Below are 15729 nucleotides of genomic sequence, written 5' to 3'. Positions count from 1 at the left end.
GGGAGGTGCCGTCGACCGACCCCCACACGAGGCCCGAAACCTCTCCCGACCCCTCTCGGGGTGACACACGCTCGGGGGATCCGTCGGCGTGTCGCGGGCAACTGGCCGTATCGCGCGGATTCGGGCCCCAAGTCGTCGCCCGTCCCTGCCGTTGTGGGGTCCAGACGCTCGATGTCGTTCAGCCGTTCGGCGGCGGAGCGAGGACGGGCTGATCGATCAGCAGTCGGGGAGGTCGAAGGAACGTGTGGGTGTGGCGTGACGACCTGGGGTCCGGTGGCGCGAGCGACGGGGCCGGTGGGTGGCGACTGGATGCGTACGGGACGTGGGTGTGGGACGAGCCGTCGCCGCTGGAGCGGCCCGGGGCCGGTATCGGCGCCCTGCGGCCGCGCGGTGAGGTGAGACGTGAGCGGACGGTGGTCGGTGACCGGGCCCGCGGTGATCGGGCCCACGGTGATCGGGCCCACGGCGATCGGGCCCTGGCGCGCCTCGGGCACGCCGAGCCGACGCCGATCTTCCAGGAGCTGACCGTCGACCGGTCGCGCCGCCCGGTCCGGGGCGCCGTGTCGGTGCCCGAGCCGCACCCCGGCTCGGGGCCGCTGCCGGTGCAGGACCCGACGGGCCGGCGCTCGGGCCTGCGCGAGGTGCCGACGGTGCCGCCGCCGGCGCTCGACGGCTCGACCTCCGCGGGCCTGCGGTCGGAGTGGTCCGAGCGGTCCCGGCGGTCCGAGCGCGCGGACCTGCGGTCCGTGTCACGGGACGAGTCGCCGGAGGAGGAGCTGCGCCGCCGCGCCGAGCGCCGTCGCCGCCCCCGTTCGGCCGCCGACGACCGCGACGTCGCACCCGAGGGCGGGCGCCACGCGTGGAAGCGCGAGGACGCCCGGACGGGTCGGCACGCCCTGCGTCGCTGACGGCGCTGACGGGTACCGAACGTCGGGTCGTCCGTGCGGCGGCCCGGCGCCCCGGGCGGGCGCGCTCCGGAGCCGGGGGACGCGCGGGGATATGCTCCGGCCCCCGCGCGGCCCCGTCGGGCCCCGGTCAGCCCGCCCCCGGCGCCGCCGCCCACATCCGTCGCGCCCGTGGAGGTCCGCTCTCGTGATCATCCGTCGTCTCGCCCGGCCCATGCTGGCCGCCATCTTCATCAAGGGCGGGGTCGACACCCTGCTCAACCCCGAGCCACGCGTGCAGAAGGCCACGCCGCTGTTGGAGAAGGCGGCACCCAACCTGCCCGACCAAGTGCCGTCGGAGCCCGGCCAGCTGGTCCGCATCGACGCCGGGGTGAAGATCGCGGCCGGCTCGCTGCTCGCGATCAACAAGCTCCCGCGCGTGGCGTCGCTGGCCCTGGCCGCGAGCGTCATCCCCACGACCGTCGCCGGGCACCCGTTCTGGGAGAAGTCCGACCCGGTGGAGAAGACCGGCGAGCAGCAGCAGTTCCTCAAGAACATCGCGATCCTCGGCGGGCTGATCCTCGCCGCGGTCGACACCGAGGGGAAGCCGTCGCTGGGCTGGCGTGGCCGCCGCGCGGCGCGCAAGCTCGCCGAGCGCACGAGCGACCTCACCGACCGCAGCGAGGGCGCGGGCGACAAGCTGCGCGCCGCCGGTGACCAGGTCCGCCGCAACGTCGTCGACGGCGTCGACGTCGCGATCGGCGCGCTGGCGTCCTGACCCCCGGGACACCGTGACCGTGGACGGGGGCCGCCCGGTGCGGCGGCCCCCGCGCCGGTCCGGCCCCGACCCCGTGATGCCCCTAGGGTGACCGCCGTGTGGACGAACTGGTCCGGAGGCCGGGAGTGCCGGCCGACCGCGACGGTGCGCCCGCTCGACGACAGCGGGGTCTCCGGCGTGGTGCGACGGGCCGCCCAGCGCGGCCAGGCCGTCCGGCCCGTCGGCGCCGGGCACTCCTTCAGCGCGCTCGCGGTCACCGACGGCGTGCACGTCGACCTGTCGGCCTTCAGCGGCATCACCGGCTCCGGTGGACGTCCGGGCCGCCCGACGGTCCGGGTCCGCGCCGGCACGACGCTCGCCCAGCTCCACGCCGAGCTCGCCGACCGCGACCTCGCCCTCGAGGCGCCGCTGGAGCTCGCGGCCCCCACGGTCGGCGGGGCGCTCGCCGTCGGCATGCACGGCAGCGGGTCGTCGCTCGGCTCGCTCTCGGCCGCGGTCGTCGGCGTGCGCCTCGTCGACGGGCGCGGACGCCTCCGCGACGTGGCCGCCGCCGACCTCGACGCCGCCCGCACCTCGCTCGGCGCCCTCGGCGTGCTGCTCGAGGCCGAGCTCGCCGTGGTCCCGGCGGGCCGGGTGCGGGTCACGCGCGAGCCGCGCCCGGTCGACGAGGTGCTCGACGCGCAGTTCTGGGCCTCGCACCCCGTCGTCGAGGCGGCCGTCTTCCCCTCCGCGCGCACCGCGCTGACGCGCTGGGTGGATCCCCTGCCCGAGCACGCGCCCGAGAGCGAGGACGAGGACGCCGACGGTGCGGAGAAGGCCGAGAAGGAGGAGCGCGAGCGCACCGTCGGCGTCACCGTCGCCGGGGCGACGGGGCGGACCGCGCTGGGCGGTGCGGTGGTCGTCGAGCGCGCGCTGCCCCGCCTCGTGCCCCGCTTCAACCGCGCGGTGTCGCGGCTCGCGCGCACCGTCACCGCGACCGGCCCGATGCACCGGGTCCTGTCCAGCCCGCCCGCCGTGCGCTTCGAGCAGACCGAGTGGGCGCTGCCCCGCACGACGTTCCTCGAGGGCGCCCGCGAGCTGCTCACCGCGCTGGCCGACGACGGGCTCGAGGTGGGGCTCCCGGTGCGCCTGCGCGTCGGGGCGCCGGAGTCGGGGTGGCTGCACCCCGCCCACGGCCGCCCGACCGGCTGGGTGGCCGTCCGCGTCCCGCGCGGCACCGACCACGCGCCGGTCCTCGAGCGCGCCTGGCGGGTGCTGCGCGCGCACGGCGGCCGCCCGCACTGGGCGTCGCGGTCGGACTGGACCGTCGAGGACACCGTCGCGGCCTATCCGCGCCTGCCCGACTTCCGCCGGGTGCGCGACGACTACGACCCCGACCGCGTGTTCGCGACGCCCGCGCTCGACGCGGTGCTCGGCGACTGACCCTCCTCGTCGAGGTCGTCCTCCGCGGCCCCGAGGTCGACCGCGAGCCCGACGACCGCCTGGTCGATGCGCCGCAGCAACCGGGCGGCGGTGAGCATGGCCGTGCGCCGCTGCGGGTCGTCGACCGTGCGGGCCGCGTAGCCCTCGGCGGCGTCGACGAGGTCCTCGGCCGACCGGGCGCGCACCCGCCCGCCGTCGGAGGCCCGGTGCCCGTGCACGAGGACGTCGCGCAGCCCGTCGAGGTTCGCGCGGACCCGGGCGGCGGCGGGGTCGAGCGTGGCGGCCCAGCCCGGGTCGGCGACGTGGTCGGCCGTGCGCGCGAGCGAGCGGGCGTAGACGTCGCACACCACGAGCACCCGCAGCCCGCGCTGGTAGCTCGACCGCGCCCGGCGCCGCGAGAAGCGCCCGACCAGCGGTGACGCCCGCTGGCGCAGCGTCGCCAGGGCGTCGTCCATCGCCCGCACGCCCTCCCGCGCCGGCGGCGCCGGCCGGCGGCCGGCGAGCCGGTCGGTGGCCTCGCCGAGCACCCGGTCGATGGCGTCGACGAGGTCGCTGACCGCCTCGCCGAAGGCCGCCCGCGTCCCGCGCGGCAGCACGAGGAACGCGGCGACGATGCTGGCGAGCGCCCCGATGATCGTCTCCTCGATGCGCAGCACGAGCACGTCCACGCTGAACTGCCCGATGAGCCCGTAGACCAGCGCGAGCACCGCCGTGATCCAGAACGCGAGCATCGACGGCGAGACGCGTACCAGGTAGAGCGCGAGGAAGACGCAGACGAACAGCAGCACCAGCGACGGCAGGACCTGCCCGCCGACGAGGGCCGCGAGCCCCATCCCGGCGACGACGCCGCCGACGGTGCCGAGGATCCGGCCCCAGCCGCGCGAGAGCAGGTCGCCGCGGCTGTTGGTGCCGGCGAAGACGACGAACGCGGTGATCACCGCCCAGTACCAGCGCGACGGCGCGACGAGCTCGCCGGCGACGATCGCGAGGGTCGCGGCCACCCCGACCTGCACGGCCTGCCGCGTGCTCAGGGCCAGGCCCCGGACCTCGCGCGCGGGCTCGGCGGCGGGGTGGACGTCGTCGGTGTCGGGGCGGTCGGGGTCGGCCGGCGGGGACCCACCCGTCAGCGCGTCCGGGGCCGGGCCGCTCCCGGACGGCGGGGGCGGCGGCCGCAGGGACGGCTCCACGGCGTGGCCGTCGGGCCGGCGCGACGGGGCGTCGAGCTGGGCGTGGTGGATGGCGTCCGCGACCCGCCGCACGGCGAAGGCGGTGCGCTGCACCCGCTCGCCGCCCGGCCGGGTGTCCGCGACGAGCCCGGCGACGGCGGCCCGGGCGTCCGCGGCCGCCTCGAGGATCGCGGCGTGGTCCTGCCCGGCCGCGAGCGCATGCTGCAGGTGGCGCAGCCCCGTGCGCAGGGCCGCGACGACCACGGGGTCCGGCGGCGCGGTGGGTTCCGGGTCGGTCGGCGGGAGCGCCAGGCGGCGCACGACCACCGAGAGCCGCTCGAGCGCGAGCTCGGCGTCGGCGATCCGCAGCGCGAGCGTGTCGTCGTCGAGGCCCGGCCAGACCCGCCCGGCCGTCGTCTGCTCGAGGGTGTCCTCGACGAGCAGCGCGACCTCCTGCAGCCGGGCCCGGGCCCGCCGGAGCGCCTCGAGGTCGCGCTCGTCGGGGCCGCCGTGCCCGATCCCGGCGAGGACCGTGTCGGTGGCCCCGACCAGGGCGTGGGCGCGGGCGCGGAACGCGGTGACCATCCGGCGCAGCGTGCGGGCCGGGCGCTCGGCGAACACCACCCCGCGCAGCAGCAGCGTCGACGCGATCCCGACGACCACCGCCGCGAGCAGCCACGGCACCTGCGCGGGCGCGACCTGCAGGAACTGGGTGAAGAAGAACGGCATGAAGCCGGCCATGCCGAGCGCGAAGCCGCGCGGGCCCCAGCGGCGCACCCACACCGCGATCACGATGACGGCCACGAACGCCACGGCCGACGGGATCCGGTACGGGGCGACGAAGGCACCGACGACCGTGCTCGCGGCCGCCGGCAGCACCATCAGCGCGGTGGTGACCCGGCGTCGTGGCAGGTCGGGCTCGTTGACCGCGAGGTTCGAGACCATCGCCAGGACGCCGGTGAACAGCAGGACGGTCACCGGCTCGGCGGGGTCGAGCAGCGCCCGCACCGCCGCGGTCACCCCGACCGCGAGCACCATCGACGCGACGGCGATGGACGCGAGCCGCAGGCGCGTCAGGCCCGGGTCCACGCCCGCGAGCCACGTGCGCAGGTCGACCGACCCGCGCCGTCCCCCGAGCCGCCCCGTCACCGCTCCTCCGTCGCCGCGGACCGTCGCGGGCGAGTCTGGCACGGGGGAACGGCGGAAACCGACCTCGACAGGGTTACCCCCGAGTAATAAGCTGCGGTTACCGGTCGGTAGAGGACGTCGACCGCACACCACGTGGTGACAGGAGCGAGGCGGGATGGGCCACTACCGGGCGAACGTCCGCGACATCGAGTTCAACCTCTTCGAGGTCTTCCGCGTGCAGGACCGGTTCGGGTCCGGGCCGTTCGCCGAGGCCGACGAGGAGACCGCCCGCGCCCTGCTGGGCGAGGTCGCGTCGATGGCCGAGGGACCGCTGGCGGACTCGTACGTGTCCGGCGACCGGAACCCCGTGCGGTTCGACCCCGAGACCCACACCGCCCACCTCGACGAGGGCATCAAGAAGTCCTACCGCGCGATGTGGGACGGCGAGTGGTGGCGGCTCTCGGCCGACAACGCCATCGGGGGCATGGGCGTCCCGCCGTCGGTGCAGTGGGCGGCCGGCGAGATGATCCTCGGCGCCAACGCCCCGGTGTTCATGTACATGGCGGGCCCCAACTTCGCCTCGGTGGTCTACCGCAACGGCACCGCGCAGCAGCAGCGCTGGGCGCAGCTGATGGTCGACCGCGGCTGGGGCGCCACGATGGTGCTCACCGAGCCGGACGCGGGCTCCGACGTCGGCGCCGGCCGCACCAAGGCCCGCGACAACGGCGACGGCACCTGGTCGATCGAGGGCGTGAAGCGCTTCATCACGTCAGCGGACTCCGACGACCTCCACGAGAACATCATGCACCTGGTGCTCGCCCGCCCCGAGGGCGCGCGGGCCGGCACCAAGGGCCTGTCGCTCTTCCTCGTGCCCAAGTTCCACTTCGACGACACGACCGGTGAGCCGGGCGAGCGCAACGGCGCCTTCGTCACCAACGTCGAGCACAAGATGGGCCTCAACGCCTCGGCCACCTGCGAGGTGACCTTCGGCGGTCACGGCACCCCGGCGACCGGCTGGCTGCTCGGCGACGTCCACGACGGCATCGCGCAGATGTTCCAGGTCATCGAGTACGCCCGGATGATGGTCGGCACGAAGGCCATCGGGACGCTGTCCACCGGCTACCTCAACGCGCTGGCCTACGCCAAGGAGCGCATCCAGGGCGCCGACCTCACCAAGCAGACCGACAAGACCGCTCCGCGCGTGCCCATCACCCACCACCCCGACGTGCGCCGCAGCCTCATGCTGCAGAAGGCGTACGCCGAGGGCATGCGCTCGGTGTACACGTTCACGTCGACCTACCAGGACGTCGTGCGGTTCGGCGAGGCACCGGAGGCCGACCGTGGCGCGGTCAGCGCCGAGGAGATCGCGCTGGCGGAGAAGGTCAACGACCTGCTGCTGCCGATCGTCAAGGGCGTCGGGTCGGAGCGGGCCACCGAGCAGCTCATCGGGTCGCTGCAGACCCTCGGCGGCTCGGGGTACCTGCAGGACTACCCCATCGAGCAGTACATCCGCGACGCCAAGATCGACTCGCTGTACGAGGGCACCACGGCGATCCAGGCGCAGGACTTCTTCTTCCGCAAGATCGTCCGGGACAACGGCCAGGCGCTCATGCACGTCGCCGGCCAGGTCCAGGCGTTCCTCGACGCCGAGGGCGGCAACGGGCGGCTCAAGGAGGAGCGCGCGCTGCTCGCGACGGCGCTCGGCGACGTCCAGGCGATGCTGGGGACGATGGTCGGGTTCCTGACCTCGTCGCAGGAGGACGTCACCAACCTCTACAAGGTCGGGCAGCACGCGGTCCGGTTCCTCATGAGCATGGGCGACCTGCTCGTCGGGTGGCTGCTGCTGCGCGGCGCCGAGGTCGCGGGCGCGGCGCTCGACGCCGGCGTCACGGGCCGCGACCAGGCCTTCTACGAGGGCAAGATCGCGGTGGCGCGCTTCTTCGCCCGCTCGGTGCTGCCCGAGCTCTCCAGCCGCCGCACGATCGTCGAGGGCGCCGACAACTCGATCATGGAGCTGGACGTCGCGGCATTCTGATCCGCACGTGAGCGGAATTCCCGGCCGGGACCGGGAATTCCGCTCACATGAGCGTGCGGATCGGGACCTCCGGATGGATCTACCCGCCCTGGCGGCGGGTGTTCTACCCGGAGGGCCTGGTCCAGCGTCGTGAGCTGACCTACCTCGCCGAGCGCCTCGACAGCGTCGAGATCAACGGCTCGTTCTACAGCCTCCAGCGCGCCTCGAGCTACCGCACGTGGGCGGAGCGCACGCCCGACGACTTCGTGTTCGCGGTCAAGGGCGGGCGCTTCGTCACGCACCTGAAGAAGCTGCGCGGCGTCGAGGAGGGGCTGGCCAACTTCTTCGCCTCCGGCCCGCTCGCGCTCGGCGCGAAGCTCGGGCCCGTCCTGTGGCAGCTGCCGCCGAACCTCGGCTACGACGCCGAGCGCGTCGAGGACTTCCTGCGCCTGCTGCCGCACACCACCACCGAGGCGGCCGCGCTGGCGGCGGGCCACACCGACAAGGTCCCGGAGCCGTGCACCGAGACCGACGCCGACCGCCCGCTGCGGCACGCGATGGAGGTGCGCCACCCGAGCTTCCGCGACCCCGCGTTCGTCGCCCAGCTGCGCCGGCACGGGGTCGCGCTCGTCGTCGCCGACACCGCCGGCACGTTCCCGCGCCTCGACGACGTCACCGCGGACCTCGTCTACGTCCGCCTGCACGGCGACACCGAGCTCTACGCCAGCGGCTACTCCGCGGCGGCGCTCGACGCGTGGGCGGCGCGCATCCGGGCCTGGGCGGCCGACGCGGCGACGCCGACCGAGGACACCGTCGCCCCCGACGACCCGCCGCCGCAGGCACCGGCGGGCCGCGACGTCGTCGTCTACTTCGACAACGACGTCAAGGTGCACGCACCGTTCGACGCGATGGCGCTGCGGGAGCGCTGCGCCTGACCCTCAGATGCGGCGGGCCCAGGCGTCGGCGCCGCAGTACACCCCGTACGACACGAAGCCGAGCGCGACGAGGATCAGCAGCCAGGGACCGAAGGGCTGGGCCGCCAGGGTCTTGAGCGCCGCGTCGAGCCCGCCGGCCTGTCCCGGGTCGGCGCGCACCGCGGCGACACCGAACAGCACCGCCATCACCGCGAACGCGATCGCGCGCAGCACGTGCCCGGCGATGCCGAGCCAGTACACGGGCTTCTGCAGGGCGCTCGGCAACCGCGACCAGGCGAGGTCCTCGGCGAACGAGCCGCGGATCCCCGTCCACGCCGTCGCCCCGGCGATCACGAGCACCACCAGCGCGACGCCGAAGACGATGAACCGGCCGCCGGGCAGCGCGAGCAGCCCGGCCGTCGTCTGCTGCGACCCGCCGCTGCTCGACCCCGAGGACCCCGTGACCAGGAGCTGGACGGCGACGAGGGCGACGAACAGGACGCCGACCGCGGTCGCGCCGGCCGCGATGCGGCGCTGGGTGCGGGCCCACCCGGTGGCCCAGCGGAACCCGGTGGCGGCGGCGAGGCCCTGCCAGATCCCGAAGGCGACGAGGCCGACGACGATGACGATGAGCACGACGAAGCCGAAGGGCTCGGCGGCGAGGGCGGCCACGGCGCCCTGCTGGTCGGCCTGCCCGCCGCCGCGTACCGCGATCTGGACGGCGATCACGCCGATGAGCAGGTGGACCAGGCCGTAGCCGGCGAGGCCCACGCGTCCGAGCAGCTCGACGGCGCGGTGCGGGGCCTCGCCCTCACCGTCGCCCTGCACGGAGTCACGGACCCGACCGGCGGTGCCGCCGGAGCCGTGGGAGTCGGTCGAGTCGGGAGAGCCGGCGGCCGCGGTCACTGGCCGTTGCAGGTGACGGTGGGCTGGGGTTCGTAGCGCACGGTGCGTGGTTCCCGGCGGACCTCGCCGGTACGCACGTCACGCAGGACCCGGGTGTCGGTGATCGTGAAGCCCTCGGAGCCCTGCGAGGCGGTGCACTCCGGGTTGCCGCCGAGATCGCGCGTGCCCGGCGGGATCGGGTTGCTGCGCGGCCCGGGCTCCGAGGTCACGTCGAAGCGCTTGATGCCGTAGAGCTGCACCGTGATCGACGACGGGGTCCACTGCGTGCGGATGTAGACCGGGGTGGGCCCGTCGTTGCCGAGCTTGAGGTCGATCGAGCCCTCGAAGACCGTCGCCTCGCGTCCTGCCGGGTAGCGGCTGATGTAGTAGCTGTGCTCCTGGTGCGCCACGTCGTCGAGGCCGGCGAAGTAGCCCGCGTTGTAGAGCGTCGTGGCGAACTGGGAGACGCCGCCGCCGACGCCGCGGCCCGGGGCCCCGTCGTCGATGATCCCGGCGGGCACGAAGCCGTTGGCCTCGTTGCGGGGGCTCGAGGCCTCGTTGAGGCTGAACACCGAGTTCGGCGCGATGACCTGACCGTTGACGATCTCGGCGACGCGGCGGATGTTCTGGCCCGAGTCGGGCTTGAAGCCGCGGGTGGTGAACTCGCCGATGATCTCGGCGGGGCCGAGGGCCTGCAGCGACTCGGTGGTCACCCGCGGCGGGGTGGTCGTGTAGACGGCGTTGATCGCGCGCCCGGTCGGGGGCGGCGGGGCGACCGGCTCGGCGCCCGGGGGCGTGAGCGGCGGGGTGAACACCGGCGGTGCCTCGCCGTCGGGACGTCCGAGCGCCTCGACGACGCCGCTGAACGTGCGCGGCCAGTCGATCTCGCGGCCGACGACCGCGGGCACGACCTCGGCGGTGGTGCCGGTGAACGCGAGCGTCGCGTCCTTGGGCTCGGCCTCGGTGGTCGAGAGCTGCGGCTCGACGGCCGCGATGGCCGCCGGCTGGTCGATGCCGGGCGTGAGCCCGCCCTGGCCGTCCGGGGTGAAGCGGACGAACGAGGTGATCGCGCGGGTGGTGACCGTGGCGTTCTTCGCGTCGCCGACGACCGTCAGCGGCCCGGCCACGGCCGGGCGGGCGAAGCCGTCGATGGCGCGCTGGATGCCCTCGGGCGTCACCGTCACCGGCGTCTCGGTGACCGGCAGCGCCACCGGCGCCGGGTCGAGCCAGTGGTCGATGACGGCCTGGCCCGCCGTGGCCCCGTCGACGACGGAGCCCGGCACCGACGGGACGGCGACCGGCTCGAGGCCCTCGTAGCGGATCGTGCCCTCGGCGACGGGGCGGTCGAGCTGCGGGCGGACGGCGTCGAGCGCCTGCCCGAGCGCGAAGCCGTTGACCCGCGAGACCGGCGCGACGTCGCGGGTGCCGAACAGCGAGGTCAGGCGCGTCCACGGGTTGAAGGGCTGCTCCCCGGCGCGGGCGATGGTGCCCTCGACGTCGAGCTCGAGGCCCGCGGCGCGCGGGTCGAGGGTGGCGCTGCTCGGGCCGGCCTGGAGGGCCACCGGCTCGGCGGCGCGCCCGGCGAGCTGGGTGCGCAGGGCCTCCTCGGCCTCGGGCTTGCTCATGCCGCCGATCTCGACCCCGGCGACGGCCACCCCGCGCGGCACGTCGGTGGAGGAGAAGAGCAGGTCGCCGACGTAGAGCACGGCGAGCAGGCCGACCAGGGCCGCGCCGATGAGCAGGGGGCGGCGGCGCCCGCCGTCGGACGACTCGTGCGCCCCGTGACCGGGGGGCGTCCCGTTCCCGCCCGACGCCTCGTCGGTCACCGGGATCCACGCGGTGCGCTCGGGGTCGGTCGTCGCGGCCGGCTCGGCGGGCGCTGCCGGGTCCTCCGCCATCGCGCGGGTGGGCTCGTCGAGCGCGCCCGACGGCTCGTCGTCCCGGACCGCCCCGTCGGTGTCGACGGTGGTCTCCTCGGGCGTGCGCCCGCCGGATGAGCTCACAGGTACAGCCCCGTCCCGCTCGAACTTCTCGTCGACTCGGTGGTCGCGCTCGCGACCGCGTGCAGGTCGCGCTCGCGGAGCACGACGAAGGAGCGCCCGGACACGTCGACCTCGAAGTGGTCGTCCTGGCCGTAGAGCACCCGGTCGCCCACCGCGACGCTGCGGACGTGCTGACCCGTGCCGTAGACCTCGCCCCAGACCAGACGCTTGGCGGGCTGGGCGGTCGCCGGGATCACGATGCCCCCACTGCTGCGCCGCTCACCCTCGCCCTGGACGGGGGCGACCATCACGCGGTCGTGGAGCATCTGGATCTCCAGCCTGGGATCCGACACGCCGGGATCGTACGGGGAGGCCCGGACGGGCCGGGGCGCAGGGCCGGATGCCCTCACCGGAGCTGACGAACAGCTCAGGGGCCGGACCAGGGGCCGGACAGGGCCCGGAACGTGGAAGGCCCCGTGGCCCTGCCAGGTCGGGGGTCCGGCAGCGCCACGGGGCTCGCCGGGGATGTCGGACGCCCCGCGGACGGTGTTACCGCACCCCGCACAGTTCACTCGTCCGGAGTAGGAGCGGTTCAGTCACGGCCCAGCAGGAAGCGCCCGAAGTGCGGGACGGTGAACGCGATCCAGCCGCGCTCGGCGGAGAACACCAGGCCCTTGCGCAGCAGGCTGTCGCGCGCCGGCGAGAGCGACGAGGGCTTGCGCTCGAGGTGCTTGGCCAGCGCGGCCGTCGTCACCGGCTCGTCGCGGCCCTCGGCGAGCTCCGCCATGCCCTGCAGGTACTCCCGCTCGGCCGGCGTCGCGCGCTCGTAGCGGGAGCCGAAGAAGCCCACCGCCAGCTCCGCGCCCGCCTCCGGCGCGGCCATGCGCACGTCGTCGGCGTCGATGGGGCTCTGCACCGCCGCGTCCCAGGCCGCCTTGCCGTAGGCCTGCACGAAGTAGGGGTAGCCGCCCGAGACCTCGTAGAGGGCGTCGAGCGCGGCGGGCGTGAGCTCGGCGTCCTCGCGCTTGGCGGGCACGGTGAGGGCGAGGTCGGCGTCGGCGCGGTCGAGCTGACCGATGTTCGCGTAGCGGAAGAGCCGCTCGGAGTAGGACTTCGACGCCGAGAGCACCGCGGGCAGGTGCGGCAGCCCGGCGCCGACGACGACGAGCGGCGCGCCGGACTGCGAGAGCTCGTGGCAGGCGGCGCAGAGCGCGGACACGTCGTCGACGCGCAGGTCCTGCATCTCGTCGATGAGCAGCGCGATGCCGACCCCGACGTCGGCGGCCAGCTCGGCGCACACCCCGAACAGCTCGACGAGGTCGATCTCGATGTCGCCGGAGTCCGCGCGGCCGGGGCGCACCGGCGCGTCGATGCCCGGCTGCCAGCGGTCCTTGATCTTGGCGTCGGACGGCGTGGCCTTGAGCGCGAACGCCTTGAGCACGCCGAGGGTCTCCTCGACCCGGTCGGGGGCGCGGTGGTGGACCGCGAGGTCACGCACGGCCCGGTGCAGCGCCGCGGACAGGGGCCGGCGCAGGTCGGCGTCCGGGCGGGCCTCGAGCTTGCCCGCGCCCCACCCGGCCCGCACCGCCATCGACCGCAGCTCGCCGAGCAGCACCGTCTTGCCCACCCCGCGCAGCCCGGTCAGCACGAGGCTGCGCTCCGGGCGCCCGCGCGCCACCCGTTCCAGGACGACGTCGAAGGCGTCGATCTCGCGGTCGCGCCCGGCCAGCTCGGGCGGGCGCTGGCCCGCGCCGGGGGCGTACGGGTTGCGGACGGGGTCCATGCCCACCTCCGAGGAGCGGTTCCTCGGAGCGTATGGGCCTCTCTAGCGCCCGCCCGATACCTCGCGAGAAACCGCGATCGGCGTGTCGCCGGAGAGACGGCCTCAGGTCAGGTCGAGCACCGCGAGCACGCCGCCCTGGATCGTCGACACGTAGCCGGTGCGCCCGTCCGGCGTGACGGCGATGCTGCTCGGGCCGGGCGGGGTCGGCAGGGTCGCGGTGACGGCCATCGTCCCGGCGTCGATCACCGAGACGGTGTTGCTGCGGTTGTCGACCGCGTAGGCGAAGCGGCCGTCGGCCGCCCACGTGATCTCCTGCGGCTTCGCCCCGACCGGGACCCGCGCGACGACCGTGTTCGTGGTGGTGTCGATCATCGTGACCTCGTCGCTGTCGTAGTTGACGTTCGCGACGAGCGGGCGGGTCGGGTGGACGGCGACGCTGTGCGGGCTCGTGCCCACCGGGACCTCGGCGACGACGGCGGAGGTGGCGGTGTCGAGGACCGACACGAGGTTCGACTCGTGGTTGGCGGTGTAGGCCCGCGTGCCGTCGCGCGAGAACTCCACCCAGTGCGGGTTGGGGGCGACCTGCACGTCGCGGACCAGCGTGTTCGACGCCGTGTCGATGATCGAGATCGAGCCGGAGTCGTGGTTCGGCACCCAGAGCCGCGACCCGTCGGGCGTCACCGCGGCGGCGAAGGGCCGGGTGCGGACGGGGATGGTGGCGACGACCTGGTTGGTCGTGGTGTCGAGCACCGAGACCGCGGCGATGGTGCGGGCGTCGTCGAAGACGCTGACGTAGACCCGCCGGCCGTCCGGGGCGAAGGTGACGTACTGCGGGGGCCCCGAGGTGATCGGGATGGTGGCGGTCACCGCGTTCACCGAGGTGTCGACGACGGTGACGACGCCGGCCGCCCGGTTGGCGACGTAGACCAGCCGGCCGTTCGGCGAGACCTGCGCGTACCCGGGCGTCGTGCCGACCGGGATCGGCGTGCCCAGGGTGGGGATCGGGACGCTCGGCACGATCTGCGTCGGCACCGGGGCCTCGGCCGCCTCCGACTGCCGCGTGCTGCCCCCGAGCAGCCGGTACCCCGCGACCGCGACGCCCACGAGCACCGCGACGACGAGCACGCCGGCGAGGAGCGCGAGGGCCCGGCGCCGGTCGCCGCCGCCCGGGCCGCCCGGCCGCCGCGGCGGCGGGGTCCCGGCGCCGGACCCGCCGCCGCGGCCCGCGGGCACGGCGGGCACGGCGATCGGGCCGGTCGGGGTCTCGTCGACGGCGGGCTCGTGTGTCCCGCCGGCGTCGCGCCGGGGCTCGGTGGTCGGGGAGCTGCCGGGCGACCTCGCGCTGATCGTGGTGGTGGCGCCCTCCGGCGGCGGGGCGACCGGGGCGACCGGGGCGACCGCGGTGGCGGCGGGCTGGGCGGTCTGGGCGGGCAGCGGGCCGGTGCGGGGACGGGCGGCCGCCCCGGCACCGGCGGCACCGCTGACGGCCCGCGCCGGGCGGGACGGGGCCGCGCCCGGGCGGCCGCCGCTCTCGGCGGCGGCGAGCGTCGCGGCGCCCAGGGCCACCGCGTACTTGGGGTGGGTGTCGACGAGGGTCGGTCGCCCGATCTCGGCCGCCACCATCTCCGCGACCAGCGGGATCCGCGACGACCCGCCGACGAGCAGGACCGCGCTGAGCTCCGCGGGGTCGACGTGGGCCGAGCGCAGGGTGCGGGTCAGCGCGCCGACCGTCGACTCGAGCGGCGCGCGGACCATGTCCTCGAACTCGGCGCGGGTGATCGTCACGTCGAAGTGGCGCCCGGGCAGGAAGACCGGCACGACGGTCTCGGTGTCGACCGAGAGCGCCTCCTTGGCCAGCACGCAGTCCTGGCGCAGGCGGGCGAGGGCGACCGAGGTCTGGGTGTCGCGGAGGTCGAGGTCGTCGAGCGCCCCGCCGGAGACGTGGTTGACGTGGGCGAGCACGGCCTCGTCGAAGTCGACGCCGCCGAGGCGCTCGATGCCCTCCGGCGAGCCCAGGATGTCGACGCCGCCGTCGCGGGCGCGCAGCACGGTGGCGTCGAAGGTGCCGCCGCCGAGGTCGTAGACCGCGAGGACCTCGCCCTCGCGCAGCTCGTGCGAGGAGGCGTAGTGCGCGGCGGCCGCGACGGGCTCGGTGACGGTCGGCGGGTTGTCCAGGCCCGCGAGCGACGGCACCTCCTCGAACAGGCCGCGCCGGAAGGGCCCCCAGTTGGCGGGGTGGGTCAGCAGCACGCGGTCGGGCTTGCCACCCTCGGTGTCGGTGACCTTGGTGAGGACGTCGCGCAGCAGCGCCGCGAGCAGGGTCGTGACCGGCTGCGACGTGCCCCCGAGCATCACCGGCGTGGGGTCGCCGAGGCGTCGCTTGAACTCGCGCCCGAGCCGGTCGGGGTTGCTGACCGCGCGGCGGGCGGCGGCGTCGCCGGTGATGAGCGACCCGTCCTCGCGCAGGTAGACCAGGGCGGGGGTGGCCACCGACCGGTCGCCCAGGCTGAACATCTCGACCTTGTCCCGGGCGATCGCGGCCGCCACGAAGGTCGTCCCGATGTCCACACCGAGGCTGTACACGGGGTGCCTCCTCCCGCTGTTGCTACGGATCGTAACGACTGTCGCCGAGAAAGCCGAGGACGATGGGCCGAAGGATCAGCGAGGAGGCCGATCCGGTCGCGGACGGTCGCGGGAGCGGCAGGGCAAGGGGGTAAACCCCACCTCGCTCTCGGGTGGGCACCCCTCACGCGCGGTGCGCGACGCGCCACGC

At 75.3% G+C, this 15729-nt stretch carries 11 protein-coding genes; 5 read left to right on the top strand and 6 right to left on the bottom strand.

Going from position 1 to position 15729, the window contains the following annotated elements; genetic code table 11:
- Nucleotides 1–413 precede the first annotated feature (413 nt).
- From PH190_RS26330 to PH190_RS26320, 3 genes are all read left to right on the top strand, one after another.
- Nucleotides 414–908: a hypothetical protein gene (locus tag PH190_RS26330; RefSeq protein ID WP_274234506.1), complete on the top strand. Its 495-nt coding sequence runs from the start codon at nucleotides 414–416 to the stop codon at nucleotides 906–908.
- Nucleotides 909–1092: 184 nt separating this feature from the next.
- The gene (locus tag PH190_RS26325; protein ID WP_274234505.1) at nucleotides 1093–1662 is read left to right on the top strand and encodes a DoxX family protein; all 570 of its coding nucleotides are present in this window, start codon (nucleotides 1093–1095) and stop codon (nucleotides 1660–1662) included.
- A 96-nt stretch (nucleotides 1663–1758) separates the two neighbouring features.
- The gene (locus tag PH190_RS26320) at nucleotides 1759–3084 is read left to right on the top strand and encodes a D-arabinono-1,4-lactone oxidase (RefSeq protein ID WP_274234504.1); all 1326 of its coding nucleotides are present in this window, start codon (nucleotides 1759–1761) and stop codon (nucleotides 3082–3084) included.
- On the opposite strand, the gene PH190_RS26315 is transcribed toward PH190_RS26320, so the two are convergent.
- Nucleotides 3027–5399, bottom strand: coding sequence for an FUSC family protein (locus tag PH190_RS26315; protein ID WP_274234503.1), 2373 nt, complete (start codon nucleotides 5397–5399; stop codon nucleotides 3027–3029). The genes PH190_RS26320 and PH190_RS26315 overlap by 58 nt on opposite strands.
- A 154-nt stretch (nucleotides 5400–5553) precedes the next feature.
- Here PH190_RS26315 and PH190_RS26310 point away from each other — a divergent pair, with 154 nt between their 5' ends.
- Entirely contained in the window at nucleotides 5554–7413 is a 1860-nt protein-coding gene (locus PH190_RS26310) for an acyl-CoA dehydrogenase (RefSeq protein WP_274234502.1), read from the top strand.
- 47 nt (nucleotides 7414–7460) lie between these two features.
- Nucleotides 7461–8327 (top strand): DUF72 domain-containing protein, encoded by an 867-nt coding sequence (locus PH190_RS26305; RefSeq protein WP_274234501.1) that lies wholly within the window; start codon nucleotides 7461–7463, stop codon nucleotides 8325–8327.
- A 3-nt stretch (nucleotides 8328–8330) separates the two neighbouring features.
- Here PH190_RS26305 and PH190_RS26300 read toward each other — a convergent pair whose 3' ends face one another.
- The 5 genes from PH190_RS26300 to PH190_RS26280 all read right to left on the bottom strand — a co-directional run bounded on the left by PH190_RS26300 (nucleotide 8331) and on the right by PH190_RS26280 (nucleotide 15539).
- The gene (locus tag PH190_RS26300) at nucleotides 8331–9134 is read right to left on the bottom strand and encodes a DUF1206 domain-containing protein (RefSeq protein WP_274234500.1); all 804 of its coding nucleotides are present in this window, start codon (nucleotides 9132–9134) and stop codon (nucleotides 8331–8333) included.
- A 74-nt stretch (nucleotides 9135–9208) separates the two neighbouring features.
- The gene (locus PH190_RS26295; protein WP_274234499.1) at nucleotides 9209–11194 is read right to left on the bottom strand and encodes a VanW family protein; all 1986 of its coding nucleotides are present in this window, start codon (nucleotides 11192–11194) and stop codon (nucleotides 9209–9211) included.
- Nucleotides 11191–11526, bottom strand: a complete 336-nt coding sequence (locus PH190_RS26290; RefSeq protein ID WP_274234498.1) for a GroES family chaperonin — start codon at nucleotides 11524–11526, stop codon at nucleotides 11191–11193. The genes PH190_RS26295 and PH190_RS26290 overlap by 4 nt, the downstream gene beginning before the upstream one ends.
- Before the next feature lie 239 nt (nucleotides 11527–11765).
- Nucleotides 11766–12956, bottom strand: a complete 1191-nt coding sequence (locus PH190_RS26285; protein WP_274234497.1) for an ATP-binding protein — start codon at nucleotides 12954–12956, stop codon at nucleotides 11766–11768.
- Nucleotides 12957–13058: 102 nt separating this feature from the next.
- Nucleotides 13059–15539, bottom strand: coding sequence for an Hsp70 family protein (locus PH190_RS26280; protein ID WP_274234496.1), 2481 nt, complete (start codon nucleotides 15537–15539; stop codon nucleotides 13059–13061).
- Nucleotides 15540–15729: the final 190 nt, after the last annotated feature.

Source organism: Actinomycetospora straminea (genome assembly GCF_028737255.1).
Lineage (GTDB): Bacteria > Actinomycetota > Actinomycetes > Mycobacteriales > Pseudonocardiaceae > Actinomycetospora > Actinomycetospora straminea.
The sequence above is the reverse complement of the archived record's forward strand: the minus strand, read 5'-3'. Positions and strand labels throughout refer to the sequence as shown.

Coding starts and splice junctions, on each gene's coding strand:
- PH190_RS26310 (WP_274234502.1), top strand. CDS start 5,554: ATGGGCCACTACCGGGCGAACGTCCGCGACATCGAGTTCAACCTCTTC.
- PH190_RS26305 (WP_274234501.1), top strand. CDS start 7,461: ATGAGCGTGCGGATCGGGACCTCCGGATGGATCTACCCGCCCTGGCGG.
- PH190_RS26285 (WP_274234497.1), bottom strand. CDS start 12,956: ATGGACCCCGTCCGCAACCCGTACGCCCCCGGCGCGGGCCAGCGCCCG.